The organism is Rhodopseudomonas infernalis, from assembly GCF_022271405.1.
Lineage (GTDB): Bacteria > Pseudomonadota > Alphaproteobacteria > Rhizobiales > Xanthobacteraceae > Rhodopseudomonas > Rhodopseudomonas infernalis.
Genome location: NZ_JAJNAL010000050.1, coordinates 1 through 15,654 on the forward strand (window position 1 = coordinate 1; position 15,654 = coordinate 15,654).

15 protein-coding genes are annotated in these 15,654 nt (G+C 66.1%); 3 read left to right on the top strand and 12 right to left on the bottom strand.

From position 1 onward, the window contains the following. Positions 1-251: 251 nt before the first annotated feature. Complete coding sequence (gene pyrE / locus LPW26_RS22775) at positions 252-815, top strand: orotate phosphoribosyltransferase (protein ID WP_238738002.1); 564 nt, start codon at positions 252-254, stop codon at positions 813-815. A gap of 119 nt (positions 816-934) precedes the next feature. Then, on the top strand, positions 935-1,759 hold the full coding sequence (locus LPW26_RS22780) for a DUF2865 domain-containing protein (RefSeq protein WP_406678141.1): 825 nt from the start codon (positions 935-937) through the stop codon (positions 1,757-1,759). A gap of 228 nt (positions 1,760-1,987) precedes the next feature. On the opposite strand, the gene LPW26_RS22785 is transcribed toward LPW26_RS22780, so the two are convergent. Further along, entirely contained in the window at positions 1,988-2,419 is a 432-nt protein-coding gene (locus tag LPW26_RS22785) for a hypothetical protein (protein WP_238738031.1), read from the bottom strand. A gap of 372 nt (positions 2,420-2,791) precedes the next feature. On the opposite strand from LPW26_RS22785, the gene LPW26_RS22790 reads away from it, so the two are divergent. Then, positions 2,792-5,308, top strand: coding sequence for a glycogen/starch/alpha-glucan phosphorylase (locus LPW26_RS22790; RefSeq protein WP_238738003.1), 2,517 nt, complete (start codon positions 2,792-2,794; stop codon positions 5,306-5,308). Between the two features lie 221 nt (positions 5,309-5,529). Here the strand turns inward: LPW26_RS22790 and LPW26_RS22795 are convergent, their stop codons facing one another. From LPW26_RS22795 to ctaD, 11 genes are all read right to left on the bottom strand, one after another. Continuing rightward, the gene (locus tag LPW26_RS22795) at positions 5,530-6,168 is read right to left on the bottom strand and encodes a hypothetical protein (protein ID WP_238738004.1); all 639 of its coding nucleotides are present in this window, start codon (positions 6,166-6,168) and stop codon (positions 5,530-5,532) included. Between the two features lie 154 nt (positions 6,169-6,322). After that, positions 6,323-6,910, bottom strand: a complete 588-nt coding sequence (locus LPW26_RS22800) for a GNAT family N-acetyltransferase (RefSeq protein ID WP_238738005.1) — start codon at positions 6,908-6,910, stop codon at positions 6,323-6,325. 58 nt (positions 6,911-6,968) lie between these two features. After that, a complete protein-coding gene (locus LPW26_RS22805) occupies positions 6,969-8,258 on the bottom strand; it encodes a M16 family metallopeptidase (RefSeq protein ID WP_238738006.1) in 1,290 nt (429 codons plus the stop codon). Next, positions 8,255-9,673 carry a threonine synthase gene (gene thrC / locus LPW26_RS22810; RefSeq protein WP_238738007.1) on the bottom strand — a complete coding sequence of 473 codons (1,419 nt, stop codon included), beginning with the start codon at positions 9,671-9,673 and terminating at the stop codon, positions 8,255-8,257. Before thrC ends, LPW26_RS22805 begins: the two co-directional genes overlap by 4 nt. 171 nt (positions 9,674-9,844) lie before the next feature. Then, positions 9,845-10,645 carry an SURF1 family protein gene (locus LPW26_RS22815; protein WP_238738008.1) on the bottom strand — a complete coding sequence of 267 codons (801 nt, stop codon included), beginning with the start codon at positions 10,643-10,645 and terminating at the stop codon, positions 9,845-9,847. Next, a complete protein-coding gene (locus tag LPW26_RS22820; protein WP_238738009.1) occupies positions 10,642-11,037 on the bottom strand; it encodes a DUF983 domain-containing protein in 396 nt (131 codons plus the stop codon). Before LPW26_RS22820 ends, LPW26_RS22815 begins: the two co-directional genes overlap by 4 nt. A 163-nt stretch (positions 11,038-11,200) precedes the next feature. After that, a complete protein-coding gene (locus LPW26_RS22825; protein ID WP_238738010.1) occupies positions 11,201-12,058 on the bottom strand; it encodes a cytochrome c oxidase subunit 3 in 858 nt (285 codons plus the stop codon). Between the two features lie 74 nt (positions 12,059-12,132). Next, positions 12,133-12,756 carry a cytochrome c oxidase assembly protein gene (locus tag LPW26_RS22830; protein ID WP_238738011.1) on the bottom strand — a complete coding sequence of 208 codons (624 nt, stop codon included), beginning with the start codon at positions 12,754-12,756 and terminating at the stop codon, positions 12,133-12,135. A 13-nt stretch (positions 12,757-12,769) separates the two neighbouring features. Further along, a complete protein-coding gene (locus tag LPW26_RS22835; protein ID WP_238738012.1) occupies positions 12,770-12,931 on the bottom strand; it encodes a CoxF protein in 162 nt (53 codons plus the stop codon). Between the two features lie 12 nt (positions 12,932-12,943). Next, complete coding sequence (locus LPW26_RS22840) at positions 12,944-13,885, bottom strand: heme o synthase (RefSeq protein ID WP_238738013.1); 942 nt, start codon at positions 13,883-13,885, stop codon at positions 12,944-12,946. 74 nt (positions 13,886-13,959) lie between these two features. Then, on the bottom strand, positions 13,960-15,585 hold the full coding sequence (ctaD, locus tag LPW26_RS22845) for a cytochrome c oxidase subunit I (protein WP_238738014.1): 1,626 nt from the start codon (positions 15,583-15,585) through the stop codon (positions 13,960-13,962). Positions 15,586-15,654 lie beyond the last annotated feature (69 nt).

Consider the following 15,654-nt stretch of genomic DNA (forward strand, 5'->3'; position numbering starts at 1 on the left):
GGGGGGTTGTGGGGGTACCGCGACGCGAGCGGGGTGCGGCCACTCCTCTCCGCGCTTGCTGAGTCAGTGCCTGGGTCGCCCTCACCCCAGCCCTCTCCCGCAAGCGGGAGAGGGGGCGCGCTGTGCCGGGGGCGCTGCTGCGATCCCACAACCTCGCCGTTCGATCGTTGATACCGTCCTCGCGCCGCTGGCATCGGTCGAAGCCGGGGGCTAGATTGCGGCGTCTTTCCAAGAGCTCAGAGAGTCCGCCCGTGTCCAAATCCGCGTCCCGTGCCCGCCTTGCCGACATCATTCGCGCCCGTTCGTTCGGCCGCGGCGAGATCACCTTGGCGTCGGGGCGCAAGAGCGACTTCTACTTCAACCTCAAGCCGACGATGCTCGATCCCGAGGGCGCGGCGTTGCTGGCCGAGCTGACCTACGAGGCGCTGCGCGACGAGCAGGTCGACTATGTCGGCGGGCTGGAGATGGGCGCGGTGCCGCTGGCCGGCGCGATCGCGCAGCTGTCCTGGCTGAAGAACCATCCGATCGCCGCGTTCTTCGTGCGCAAGAAGCCGAAGGAGCACGGCGCCAAGCTCTCGGTCGAGGGGCTCGCCAAGGGCGAGAGCCTGGCCGGCAAGCGCTGCGTGATCGTCGAGGACGTCACCACCACCGGCGGCTCGGCCATCAAGGCGGTCGAGGCGGTGAAGGAATCCGGTGCCGAGATCATCCTGGTGCTGACCATGGTGGACCGCGAGGAAGGCGCCACCGCGGCTTTCGCCGAGGCCGGCCTGCCGTTCCGGTCGCTCTACAAGGCGAGCGAATTCCTCAAGACCTGACGGCCATCGGCGGGCGGCGGAAACCCGGCGTTTACCATCCCGACCTAATGTGAGCGGGCTGCGGCTTCGCCGCGGCACGATCGGCTTGGGTGGAGTGAGCGTTGCGTCAGTTTGTCCGAATGCTGCGCCGTGGATCGCTGCGGCGCCCTGTCCTGCTCGCCGCGGCACTCGCTGTCGCCAGCCCGATGGCGCTGATCCCGTCGGCCGCGCCGGCGCAGAACATCCTCGAAATGCTGTTCGGCGGCGGCGCTCCGCAGCGGCCGCAGCAGCGCGGCGCCCCGCCGCAGGCCAATTTTTTCGCCGACCCGTTCGGGCTCAACCAGCAGCAGGCGCCCCCGCCTCAAGCGCCGTCGCGTCCAGTCGCCTCCGGCGGCGGCCCGGCGTTCTGCGTGCGGCCCTGCGACGGCAAATACTTTGCTCTGCAGGCGCGCGGCGGCATGACGGCGGCGCAGATGTGCACGATGTTCTGCCCGGCCGGCAACGCCAAGATCTATTACGGCAGCAATATCGACTACGCGACCGCCTCGAACGGCCAGCGCTATGCCGACAGCGAAAACGCCTACGCCTATCGCAAGGCGCTGAAGGCCGACTGTACCTGCAACGGCCGCGATCCGGCCGGGCTGGCGCAGATCGACCTGTCGCAGGACACCTCGCTGCGCCCCGGTGACATCGTCGCGACCGCCAACGGCCTCGCCGCCTATAACGGCGTCCGGCTCGGCACCGAGCAGACCCCCGACTTCACGCCGGTCGCCGACTATCCGGGCCTGACCACCCAGCTCCGCGCCAAGCTCGGCGAGATGAAGGTCGCGCCGGTGAACGACCTGCTCGCCGACGACGCCGCGCCGGCGGGGCGTGAGATCAGTCAGCCGATCGCGCCTGCAAAGCCGGTTCCGGCCCGCCGCGCAGCAGTAACCGCCCCGGCCGCCAGCCACAGCCTAGACTAAGTTTTCCGGCCACAGCCGCGACTAAGGGCCTAACGACTAAGCGCACAACCCCAAGCACGTCATTCCGGGGCGCTCGCGCAGCGAGCGAACCCGGAATCCCGACGTTCAGGGCACCAAAGCCGTGCCCCTTGCGAAGCTGGTCGGTCAAACAACAACTGGACTCCGGGTTCGCGCTACGCGCGCCCCGGAATGACGTGCTTGGGGCGGGCAAGAACAAGGCGTGCGACTTTACCGCGTGACGATCACGCCGATCACGTTGGGCGCGGCCAGATAGGCTTCCTCGATCTTCGCCCTCGCCGCGGCGCGATTGTCCGGGGTCAGCAGGCCGCGCTTCTCGGCCAGGATCATCCAGCAATAGCCCCACCAGTCGGTCAGCATGCCGCTGTCGTCGACCAGATCGTAGCCGTGCTCGGCGGCGAAGATCCGGGCGCTCGATTCGTCCAGCGTATCGAGCCAGGCGAGATCGTCAGCAGCGAACATCTCGTCGGCCAGATCGTCCGGCGAGTAGCCCCAGATCGACTGGCACACCGCGTTGAATTCGCGATCCAGTTGATCGTCGTCGATCCACTGCCGCCGGGCGAGTTGATGCAGCCGCGACAACGAGCGGGAAAAATCCGCGATCCGCGTCAGCGCCATCTGATCGAACGCAATCGTCGACATGTAGCCCTCGTTGACTGAGAACATCCTAGATATCGGGGCTCTACCGCACCGAATCGGAATGATATCTCAATGGCTTGTAAAAATGTTCTTAATTTGTTCTAACTTTTTTTGGATGGACTCGCTGGCCCTCGCCTCGGCGCGCCGCAAGGGCGGATCGCCCGAGGGCCGTTCATCTCTCAGCCATCCGTCTTCCGTCATCCTCCGGATGCAAGCAGCCGCCAATTTAGTCCATGGCTGCAACACGCTGCGTGCGACCTGGGTGCGTGTGCACAAAACCAAGGCAGAGCGCCGCATCGATGCACTCGTCACGGGTTTCGATCGAGCGCTAATGTTTGTATGCTTGGACCCCGTAATGCCTTTTAGGATCGTCACTTGACCGTGCAGTCTCCGCCAGAAAAATTCCAGTCGCCGCAGCCGCCGATCGACGAGCTGGCGCTCGCGGAGATCAAAAGCGCGATCCTCGCCAAGCTGACCTTGGCGATCGGCAAGGAAGCCAGCCAGGCCACCAAGCACGACTGGTACAAGGCCTCGGCGCTGGCGCTGCGCGACCGCATCGTCCACCGCTGGCTGGTGTCCGAGAAGGAGAGCTACGACGCCGGCCGCAAGCGGGTCTATTACCTCTCGCTCGAATTCCTGATCGGCCGGCTGTTTACCGACGCGCTGAACAATATGGGGCTGCTGGCGCAATTCGGCGCGGCGCTCGGCGACCTCGGCGTCGGTCTCAACGATCTGCGCAAATGCGAGCCCGACGCGGCGCTCGGCAATGGCGGCCTCGGCCGGCTCGCCGCCTGCTTCATGGAGAGCATGGCGACGCTCGACATTCCGGCGTTCGGCTATGGCATCCGCTACGATTATGGTCTGTTCCGCCAGATCATCAATCACGGTTGGCAGCAGGAATTTCCCGACGAGTGGCTGAGCTTCGGCAACCCGTGGGAATTGCAGCGGCCGGAGGTGGTGTATCAGGTCAAGTTCGGCGGCCAGGTCGAGCAGGTCACGGATGCCAAGGGCTTCACCCGCACGGTGTGGACGCCGGGCGAGACCGTGCAGGCCATCGCCTACGACACCCCGATCGTCGGCTGGCGCGGCCAACACGTCAACGCGCTGCGGCTGTGGTCGGCCCGCGCCCCCGATCCGATGCTGATCGACGTGTTCAACACCGGCGACTATCTGGGCGCCACCGCCCACGAGGCGCGCGCCGAAGCGATCTGCAAATTCCTGTACCCGAACGATGAAAGCGCCGCCGGCCGCGAATTGCGGCTGCGCCAGGAGTACTTCTTCGTCTCCGCTTCGCTGCAGGACCTGATCCAGCGGCATCTGGATTCCGACGGCCAGATCCGCAGCCTCGCCAAGAAGGCGGCGATCCAGCTCAACGACACGCATCCGAGTCTGGCGGTCACCGAGCTGATGCGGCTGTTGGTCGACGTCCACAATCTGCGTTGGGACGACGCCTGGGACATCACCCGCGCGACGCTGAGCTACACCAACCACACGCTGCTGCCCGAAGCGCTTGAAACCTGGCCGCTCGACCTGTTCCAACGCACGCTGCCGCGACATCTCGAAATCATCTACCGGATCAACGAGGCGCATCTGGCGCTCGCCGAGCAGCGCTGCCCCGGCGATATCGAGTTTCGCGCCTCGGTGTCGCTAATCGACGAGAAGGCCGGCCGCCGGGTGCGGATGGGCCACCTCGCCTTCATCGGCTCGCATCGCATCAACGGCGTGTCGGCGATGCATTCCGACCTGATGAAGGAGACCGTGTTTCACGATCTCAATCATCTCTATCCGGACCGCATCACCAACAAGACCAACGGCATCACCTTCCGGCGCTGGCTGACGCTCGCCAATCCGGGGCTGACCGACCTGGTGCGGATCACCTGCGGCGACGAGGTGCTGGACGATCCGACCAGGCTGGAGCGGCTCGAGGCCTTCGCGGGCGACAGCGCATTTCAGCAGCAGTTCCGCACCGTCAAGCATCGCAACAAGATCGCGCTGGCGCGGCTGATCAGCGAACGCAACGGCGTCCGGGTCGATCCGGGCGCGCTGTTCGACGTCCAGATCAAGCGCATCCACGAATACAAGCGCCAGCTGCTCAACGTGCTGGAAACCGTGGCGCTGTATCACGCCATCAAGGACAATCCGGGTGCGGACTGGGTGCCGCGCGTCAAGATTTTCGCCGGCAAGGCGGCGGCGAGCTACCGCTACGCCAAGCTGATCATTAAGCTGATCAACGACGTCGCCGAGGTCGTCAACAACGACGCCTCGATCGGCGGCAAGCTCAAGGTCGTGTTCCTGGCGGACTACAATGTCAGCCTGGCCGAAGTCATCATTCCGGCCGCCGATCTGTCCGAACAGATCTCGACCGCCGGCATGGAGGCGTCGGGCACCGGCAACATGAAGCTGGCGCTGAACGGCGCGCTGACGATCGGCACACTCGACGGCGCCAATATCGAGATCCGCGATCACGTCGGGCCCGAGAACATCGCGATCTTCGGCTTGGAGGCGCTTGAAGTGGTGGCGCGGCGCTCGCAGGGGCTCGACGCGACCGATGTCATCCGGCGCTCGCCGTTGCTCGACCGCGCGATCCGGTCGATCGATTCCGGCGTGTTTTCGCCGGATGATCCGGCCCGCTTCGCCTCGGTGGCGCACGCCCTGCGGCACCTCGACCACTACATGGTCAGCGCCGATTTCGAAAGCTACTACGAGGCCCAGCGCGGCATCGACGCGCGCTGGCGCGCCGGCCCGGCCTGGACCCGCGCCGGCATTCTGAACGTCGCCCGCATGGCGTGGTTCTCGTCCGATCGCACCATCCGCGAATACGCCGAGGACATCTGGGACGTCCCGACCAGGCCCGCGACGCAGCCTTGGGCGGCACGGCAGGCGAAAGCCTGAGGCCAGCGGCAGTCCCCGCAGCATCGCCCCCGCCCACGGCGCAACCTCTCCCGCCTGCGGGAGAGGTCGGATTGCGCAGCGATCCGGGTGAGGGCACTCCTCTCCGCGCGTAAGTAGGCTCACTGCCTGGGGCTCCCTCACCCCAGCCCTCTCCCGCTAGCGGGAGAGGGGGCGCGCTGCGATGCGGGGAGACTTTGTGCAGGCAGGCAGCTTGGTGCTGACTACTTCTTCCGGCGGCTCTTCGGCTCGGGCTTCAGGACCTGCGGGTCGAAGCCGATGTAGAAGACGTAGGCGTCGTTCACGTCGAGGGACGGCGCCGGATAGACCACGTCTTCGGTCACCAGGCTGAACGGCACGCTGCCGTCGGTGCCCATGTTGACGGCGGTCCGGTAGGCCTTGGTGAACACGGTCTTGGGCGAGACGCCGTCCTGCACCACTGCGACGCGGATCGGGACTTCGACCGTCCCTGGCGCGCCGGCCGGGCCGGCGATCACCCGGCCCTGAATGCCGATATGCGCCGTGATCATTCCGCTGTTGAGATTGCATTCGCGCGCGGTGCGGCCGATCACCACCTGATAGCGCAAGTCGTTGCCGCTGGCCTCTTTGCCCGGCAGGCCGATCGCGTAGGTGGCGGCGCCGGCCCGGATGGTGACCGGCGGACAGGTCAGGTCACTCTCGGCCGCCGGACCGTTGGAGATGGTGGGGGCCGGATCGGACCCGCTCCCGCCGAACAGGCTCTTGAAGCGGTCGGTGAAGGATTGCGACCAGGCGGGCGTCGCCAGCATGGCGCCGCAGACCGCGGCTCCGGCCGCCAGCAGCACGGCGCGCCGCGCCCCCGCTCGTTTCACATCATGTCTCATCACTCTACCCGGGCTGTGAAGGTCCAGACTGTCGCCGCGCGGCGTCGCGCGCGAGACGCGTCGATCCGAAACGCGGTCGCGCGCGGCGTTATAGCAAAGCAATGCCGGCGATCCAAAGGCGGCAATGTCGCGAACCGCACCGTTGCGCGCGGGGTCAGCCGCGGAAATCCTCGTGCAGCAGGCCGAACAGCAGGTGATCCTGCCAGACGCCATTGATGCACAGATAGCGCCGCGCCAGACCCTCGCGGCTGAAGCCGCATTTTTCCAGTACACGAATCGACGGCGCGTTAGTGGGAATACAGGCGGCCTCGACCCGGTGGAGGTTGAGTTCGCCGAACAGCGTCGGCAGCAGCACGCGCAGCGCCGCCGTCATGATGCCGCGGCCCGCATAGGGCTCGCCCATCCAATAGCCGATAGTGCCGGCCTGGACGATGCCACGGCGGACATTGGCGAGCGTGATGCCGCCCAGCATTTCGCCGGTGCTCTCGATGAACACCAGAAACGGATACGAACGGTCCGCCGCGATGTCCTCGGCATAGCGCCGCAGCCGGCGCCGGAAGCCCGAGCGCGTGAGGTCATCGGACGGCCAGATCGGCTCCCACGGCGTCAGATAGGTTCGGCTGCGCTCGCGCAGCTCGGCCCATTGCACATAATCGGCCATTTGCGGCGAACGGAGCAGCAGTCCGTTGCCACGCGGCGCCAGGGCAGCAGGGCCAGCGGACGGCATTCGAAACAGCGCCATGTCGACACTCCGATCCGCGCTGGCAGGGGCGCTCAGCCGCCGCGTCGTCCGCGCGGCGTCAATGATATGATGTTTTGGCTTTGGATTGTGTCAATCCTTCCGCAAAACCCACTGCGCTGTCCAGACCCCTGCCGCCGCCGAGCGCCACCACGGCGGGCCGGCCACGCGCCATCAGCTGCCTGGCGGCCTGACGCGTGGTCTCGATGCTGACCGAATCGATCCGCGCCACCAGTTCGTCGACCGGCAGCGGCCGACCGTAAGCCAGAATGTGCCGGGCGAGCTGTTCGGCGCGCGACGAGCAGCTTTCCAGCGCCATCAGCAGGCCGGCCTTCATCTGCGCCTTGGCGCGGGCGATCTCGGCGTCCGTCAGGGTCTCGACCGCATCGTTGATGACGTCGACGATCACTTCCATCATCTCCGGCGCGTCGTCCGGATCGGTGCCGGTGTAGAGGCCGAAGAAGCCGGTGTCCGCATAGGGCGCGTGGAAGGTGTAGATCGAATAGCACAGCCCGCGCTTCTCGCGAACTTCCTGGAACAGCCGCGACGACATTCCGCCGCCGAGGATATTGGTGAACACCTGCAGGCTGAACAGCGATTCGTCGCGCTGCGGCAGGCCTTCCAGCGCCAGCGTCAGATGCGCCTGCTCGAGATCGCGGCGAACCACGCGCGAGCCGCCGGCGCCGAACATCGCCGGCTGCGGCTTCGGCGCCGGGGCGGCATCGAAGCTGGCGAAGCGGTGCTGGACCTCCTCGACGACGCGCTGATGATCGACCGCGCCGGCCGCCGCGACCACCATGTCGGGGCCCCGATAATGCGTCGACAAATAGCTCTGCAGCTTGTCGCGGTTGAAGCCCTTGAGGGTCTTGGCGGTGCCGAGCAGCGAGCGGCCGATCGGCTGCTCGGGATAGCAGAGCTCGTTGAGATACTCGAACACCACGTCGTCGGGCGTGTCCTGCGCGGCGCCGATCTCCTGCACGATCACGCTTTTCTCACGCTCGAGCTCCTCGGCGTCGAACGACGGATTGGCCAGAATGTCGCTCAGCACGTCGAGCGCCAGCGGCACGTCGGCCTTCATCACCCGCGCGTAATACGCGGTCGTCTCGGTCGATGTCGCCGCGTTGAGGTCGCCGCCGACCGCCTCGATCTCCTCGGCGATCTCGCGCGAGGTCCGCCGGGTGGTGCCCTTGAACGCCATGTGTTCGAGCAGGTGCGAGATGCCGTGCTCGTCCGGCTTCTCGTCGCGGCCACCGACCCCGGTCCAGACGCCGAGCGCGGCAGTCTCGAGATGCGGCATGGTGTCGGTGACGACGGTCAGGCCCGAGGGAAGCTTGCTGACTTCGACCGTCATCCGACAACTCCTTGCTGCGCCGCGCGGCTGACGGACAGCACGTGGCGTTCGATCGCCACCTGGTCACGGGGCATAATGGTGAAAGTTTCGGTCCGGCTCATCAATCCATCGAGCCAGGCCGGGAGCTCCGGCCGCATTCCGCATGCGGCTTCCACCGCATCCGGGAATTTTGCGGCGTGCGCCGTGGACAGAACGATATTGGGCACGGATGGGTCCGTGGTGTCGCGATCGGCGACCGCGAGCGCGACCGCAGTGTGCGGATCGACCAGATCGCCGGCTTCCCGCCAGGCGGCGCGGATCGCCGACTCGGTCTCGGCCTCGTCGGCCCGGCCGGCGTCGAACTCATCGCGCACCGCGGCCAGTAGCGCGTCTGGCAGCACGAAGCGTCCGGACTGGCCGAGCGAACCCATCAGCGAGCGGATCAGCGACGCGTCGCGCCCGGAGGCCTCGAACAGCAGCCGCTCGAAATTCGACGACACCTGGATGTCCATCGACGGCGAGGTGGTGGCGTGGACCTCACGCACCTCGTAGATGCCCGTCTTCAACGTGCGGGCCAGAATGTCGTTGATGTTGGCGGCGATCTTCAGCCGGCGCACCGGCAGGCCCATCTTCTTGGCGACGTAGCCGGCGAAGATGTCGCCGAAATTGCCGGTCGGCACCGTGAAATCGACCAGGCGATTGGGCGCGCCGAGCGCGACCGCACTGGTGAAGTAGTACACGACCTGCGCGACGATGCGAGCCCAGTTGATCGAATTGACGCCCGACAGCGACACCTGATCGCGGAACTTGTGGTGGTTGAACAGCCCCTTCACGATCGCCTGGCAATCGTCGAAATGGCCCTCGATCGCCAGCGCATGGACGTTGGCCGCACCCGACGTCGTCATCATCATCCGCTGCACGTCCGAGACCCGGCCGTGCGGAAACAGCACCACGAGATCGACCGCCTCGCGACCCGCGAAGGCATCGACCGCGGCGCCGCCGGTGTCGCCGGAGGTCGCCACCACGATGGTGGTGCGCTGGCCGCGCTTCTGCAGCGCGTGATCCATCAAGCGCGAGATCAGCTGCATCGCGACGTCCTTGAACGCCAGCGTCGGGCCGTGAAACAGCTCGAGCACGAACTGGCTCGGGCCGCTCTGACGCAGCGGCACCACCGCCGGATGGCGGAACGTCGCGTAGGCCTCGTTGGCCATCCGGCCGAGTTCGGCGTCGGAAATCTCGCCGGCCACGAACGGCCGGATCACCTCGACGGCGACCTCCCAATACGGCCGGCCGAACAGGCTGGTGATGGTGTCCGGCGCGAGCTGCGGCCAGACTTCGGGCACATACAAGCCGCCGTCACGGGCGAGCCCGGTCAGCATCACATCGCAGAAGCCGAGGCGCGGGGCCTCGCCCCGGGTCGAAACATAGATGGTCAAGGTATCCTCCAAAGACCTGGGCGCAACCAAGCCTTTGATATCGATTGGAATTACTCAGGCGCGGGCGAAATCACCGGCACCATAAGGGTTTTGCCGCGCAGGGGAAACTGCTCTCGACGAAAAGACGGCAGCTTCGGGATCGGACGGATGGCCAGCCGAAGCGCCGGCGCGTCAGGCCATGCGCCGCGACGGGCGGGGTGGCGGCGCCGCGGCGGCGGCCCGGCGTTGGCCCCACAGCCAGACCAGGAAGGCGACGCTGACGGCGAGCGCCAGCCCAAACCAGGTGACGGCGTATTGCATGTGCTGGTCGCGCAAATGGACACCCAGCGGCCCGGGCTTGGGCAGGCCATTGGCCGGCACCGGCGATTCGAGATCAATGTAGAACGGCGCGACGTTGCCGCCCCAGCCGAGCTGCACCGCCATCGTTGGCACGTCGCGGCTGAACCACAGCCGCTTCGCTCCGTCCGGGTTCGGCGTGAACGCCCCGCCGGCCTCGGGGAAGCGCAAATAGCCCGTCATCATGACCGGCTGCGCGGCGTGCAGCGGCTTGACGATGCGGTCCTGATAGGCGCGGTCCTGCATGGTGTTGGGGGTGAAGCCGGCGTTGATCGCCACCGTGGCGCCGTCCGGCAGGCGCGCCGGCAGAAACGCCCAGGTGCCCGGACCCGAAACGTCGTCCCGGATCGCCGAGCCGGACGAATACACCATGGCGTCCGGCAGCTCCGCGTAGCTGGCGGTGAAGCTGACACGGCGGAATTCGTCGGCGGCCGGTGTCAGGCCGGCCCATCGGCTCGGCGGCGGCAGCGCGACCGGCGCGGCGGCAAGGCGCGTTTCCAGGGCAGCGATCAGCGCATGCTTGGCGGCGCGGCGCTGCAGCTGCCAGAACCCGAGCGACAGCAGCACCGCGACGATCAGCAGCGCGATCAGGCTCATCCCGGCGACGCCGCGCCGGCGCGACGGGGGGCTGGTCATTTCGGGTCCCGCCCGACCAAGCGGCCTTCTTGCGCCTTGTGGTGGAATTGCAACGCGATCAGCAGCGCCTTCATCGAACGCAGCGGCGCCAGCGTGGTGGCGAGCACCAGCGGAATCCACAACGCCGCATGCACCCAGAACGGCGGCTGATACTTGACCTCCACCACCAGCGCGGAGCCGACCACGATGGCGCCGCCTATCATGATCATGAACACCGCCGCGCCGTCGCCGACGTCGATGAAAGCGTAGTCGAGACCGCAGGATTCGCAGCGCGGGGCGAGCGTCAGGAACCCTTTGTACAACTTACCCTCGCCGCAGCGCGGACAGCGGCAGGCGATGCCGCGCATCGCGCTTTGCAGGACGGTGGGCTGAGACCTCTCCACGGGCGTCATTGCGAGGAGCGAAGCGACGAAGCAATCCAGAAGCGACGGTGCGAGACTCTGGATTGCTTCGCTTCGCTCGCAATGACGGAGTGTTGCTGGCTCATCATCATACAGCCTCATAAGCAAAGAGCGGCCGTTTCGGCCGCCCTTTGTAGCACAGTCTGCGGCGGCTTTAGTGTGCGCCGTGCGCCATGGTCGAGGCGCCGTGGCCCCAGACGTAGATGCAGACGAACAGGAACAGCCAGACCACGTCGACGAAGTGCCAGTACCAGGCGGCGAATTCGAAGCCGAGGTGATGGGTCGGGGTGAAGTGGCCCTTGTAGACCCGGATCAGGCAGACCAGCAGGAAGATGGTGCCGACCAGCACGTGGAAGCCGTGGAAGCCGGTCGCCATGAAGAACGTGGCGCCGTAGACGTTGCCGGCGAACGAGAACGCGGCGTGGCTGTACTCGTAGACCTGCACGCAGCTGAAGGCGGCGCCGAGCAGCACGGTCAGGATCAGCGCCTTCTTGACGCCCTCACGGTCGTTGTGCAGCAGCGCGTGGTGCGCCCAGGTGACGGTGGTGCCGGACGTCAGCAGGATCAGCGTGTTGAGAAGCGGCAGGTGCCAGGGATCGAAGGTCTCGATGCCCTTCGGCGGCCACACGCCGCCGAACAACGCTTCGCGGGTAGCGTGCACCGGATCGCCCGGGAACAGAGCCGCATTGAAGTAGGCCCAGAACCAGGCGACGAAGAACATCACCTCCGAGGCGATGAACAGGATCATGCCGTAGCGGTGGCTGATTTGTACCACGCGAGTGTGGTCGCCCTGAAACTCCGCTTCCCGGATCACGTCGCTCCACCAACTCGCCATGGTGTAGAGCACGCCGATGACGCCGACGCCGAACACGATCGGCGCGCCCTGGAACATGTGATGCATCCAGGCGACGGCGCCGAGCGCCATGATGAACGCCGAAACGGAGCCGACGAACGGCCACGGGCTGGGATCGACAAGATGATAGTCGTGATGTTTCGCGTGCGCCGTGGCCATGGTTCGTGCTCTCCGTTGCATTGCCGAGGCGGATGCCCTGTCCGCCCGGCGTCGTCTCTCAGCGTTTCCGTTTCTTATAGATTGCCTTTGCGCGCCCCGGTTTCGGTCGAAGCCACCGGCTTCGGCGACGGATCGCGCATCGGATAGAAGGTGTAGGACAGCGTGATGTTGTTGACGGTGTCGTTCTCGCTGTCGGCGGCGAACGCCGGGTCGACGTAGAACACCACCGGCATCTCGCGGGTTTCGCCCGCCGCCAGCGTCTGCTCGGTGAAGCAGAAGCAATTGATCTTGGTGAAATAGGAGCCGACCGTCAGCGGCGTGACGTTGTAGGCCGCCTGCCCGGTGGTTTCGTGCTTCGCGGTGCTGGTGACGGTGTAGTACACGGTCACCACCTTGCCGATCGGCACCTCGACCTCGCGCTGCTCGGGCTCGAACTTCCACGGCAGGCCGTTGATGTTGGAGTCGAACCGGACCGTCACGGTGCGGGCCAGCGGCTCGGAGGTCGGCGCGGCGCCGACCTGCGTGGTGCCGTTGAAGCCGGTGGTGCGGCAGAACCAGTTGTAGAACGGCACCGCGGCGAACGACGCCCCGACCATCAGCGCCACCACCAGCCCGCAGATCGACGCCACCATCGTGTCACGGCCGAGACCTCGGCGGGCAGCCGGCTGGGGCGCGGGACTGGGCGGGACCTGCGGCATCGTTCGATCTCCCCTACATCGGCCGCTGCAGCACGATCGGACCCTTGACCATGGTCACGGCGAAGAACAGCACCACCAGCACGGCGAGCGCGAGGGCGATCGCAATCGAGCGCTCACGCTGGCGCTTCTTCTGCGCTTCGGTGAGCACCACGCCCGGCCTCCTCTGCGGCTCCATCCGGCAGCCTCCTCAGGCGAACAGCGACCAAATGGCCTTCGCGGCGACCTCGACCAGCAGGATCGCGAACAGCGCGAACAGATACAGGATCGAAAACTTGAACAGGTTGCGCGACGCGCGCAGCGCGGCGCTGCCGGTGCGATAGCGATAGACCCGCACGGCCAGCACCAGCATCCAGGCGCCGAGCGCCAGCGACGCCACGCCGTAGATCGCATCGAAGTAACCGAGCGGCCAGGGTGCGGCCGCAACAGCCACCAGCACGATGGTATAGAGCAGGATCTGCAGCCGGGTGTGATCCGGGCCGGCCACCACCGGCAGCATCGGCACGCCGGCGCGGGCGTAGTCGTCGTTGCGGAACAGCGCCAGCGCCCAGAAATGCGGCGGCGTCCAGAAGAAGATGATGGCGAACAGCAGCAGCGGTTCGACCGCCAGCGATCCGGTGACCGCGGCCCACGCCACCACCGGTGGCAGCGCGCCGGCGGCGCCGCCGATCACGATGTTCTGCGCCGTCCAGCGCTTCAGCCACATCGTGTAGATCACGACGTAGAAGAAGATCGTGAAGGCGAGCAGCGCAGCCGATACCCAGTTGACCAGGATGCCGAGCGTCAGCACCGAGAAGAACGCCAGGATCAGGCCGAACGCCAGCGCTTCAGGCTTCGTCACGCGGCCGCGCGGGATCGGCCGATTGGCCGTGCGGGTCATCTTTCCGTCGATGTCGTCCTCGTACCACATGTTCAGCGCGCCGGAGGCGCCGCCGCCGACCGCGATGCACAGGATGGCGGTGATCGCCAGCACCGGATGGAAGCTACCCGGCGCCATCAGCAGACCGACCAGCGCCGTAAACACGACCAGCGACATCACCCGCGGCTTCAAGAGCGCGATGTAGTCGCGGACGCCCGCCTCGGAGATGCGGGGAGCAGCGAGTTCGACCTGATTGGTGTCGATGACCGACAATTCGTAACCTCTTAGGCTTCAGACCGCATCCGCCGCGAGCCGGGCCCGGGCGGATGCTTGATGACGGGTACGCCTCAGCGAACCTGCGGCAGCACCTCGAACTGATGGAACGGCGGCGGCGACGACAACGTCCATTCCAGCGTGGTGGCGCCAACGCCCCACGGATTGTCCGCCGCCTTCTCCTTTTTGATGAAGGCCAGCGCCACACCATACAGGAAGATCAGCACCGCGAAGCCGGACACGTAGGAGCCGATCGACGACACCAGGTTCCAGCCCGCGAAGGCGTCCGGATAGTCGACGTAGCGGCGCGGCATGCCGGACAGGCCGAGGAAGTGCTGCGGGAAGAACACCATGTTGACGCCGATGAACGTCACCCAGAAGTGCAGCTTGCCGATGGTCTCCGAGTACATGTAGCCGAACATCTTCGGGAACCAGTAGTACCAGCCGGCGAAGATCCCGAACACGGCGCCGAGCGACAGCACATAGTGGAAGTGCGCGACCACGTAATAGGTGTCCTGCAGCACGCGGTCGACGCCCGCATTGGCCAGCACCACGCCGGTGACGCCGCCGACGGTGAAGAGGAAGATGAAGCCGACGGCCCACAGCATCGGCGTCTTGAACTCGATCGAGCCGCCCCACATCGTGGCGATCCAGGAGAAGATCTTCACGCCGGTCGGAACCGCGATCACCATCGTGGCGGCGACGAAATAGGCCTGCGTCGCACTCGACATGCCGACGGTGTACATGTGGTGCGCCCACACGACGAAGCCGATCACGCCGATCGCCACCATGGCGTAGGCCATGCCGAGATAGCCGAACACCGGCTTCTTCGAGAAGGTCGAGACGATCTGGCTGATCATGCCGAACGCCGGCAGGATCAGGATGTACACTTCGGGATGACCGAAGAACCAGAACAGATGCTGGAACAGCAACGGATCGCCGCCGCCTTCGGCCGAGAAGAAGGTGGTGCCGAAGTTGCGGTCGGTCAGCAGCATGGTGATGGCGCCGGCGAGCACCGGCAGCGACAGCAGCAGCAGGAACACAGTGACCAGGATCGACCACACGAACAGCGGCATCTTGTGCAGCGTCATGCCCGGCGCGCGCATGTTGAAGATCGTGGTGATGAAGTTGATCGCGCCCATGATCGACGACGCTCCGGCCAGATGCAGCGCCAGAATCGCGAAGTCGACCGCCGGTCCTGGATGGCCCGTGGTCGACAGCGGCGCGTACATCGTCCAGCCGGCGCCGACGCCGTTCGACGACGGCTCGCCCTCAACGAAGGTCGAGATGATCAGCAGCGCGAACGCGGCCGGCAGCAGCCAGAACGAGATGTTGTTCATGCGCGGGAACGCCATGTCGGGCGCGCCGATCATCAGCGGTACGAACCAGTTGCCGAACCCGCCGATCATCGCCGGCATCACCATGAAGAAGATCATGATCAGGCCGTGCGAGGTGACGAAAACGTTGTAGGTGTGGCTTTCGTGGAAGATCTGCACACCCGGATACATCAGCTCGATGCGGATCGCGATCGACATCGCGCCGCCGATGATCCCCGCGATGATCGCGAAGATCAGATACATCGTGCCGATGTCCTTGTGATTGGTCGAATAGACATAGCGCCGCCACCCGGTCGGGTGCGCATGAGCGTGGTCGTCGTGCGCATGATCGGCGTGAGCAACCCGTGCAGCTTCCATCGTCATTCTTCAGATCCTGCCTTGAAACCTTCGAACCTTGCGGTCCCCGTTCAGACGTATCGCGCGTCGTGACCG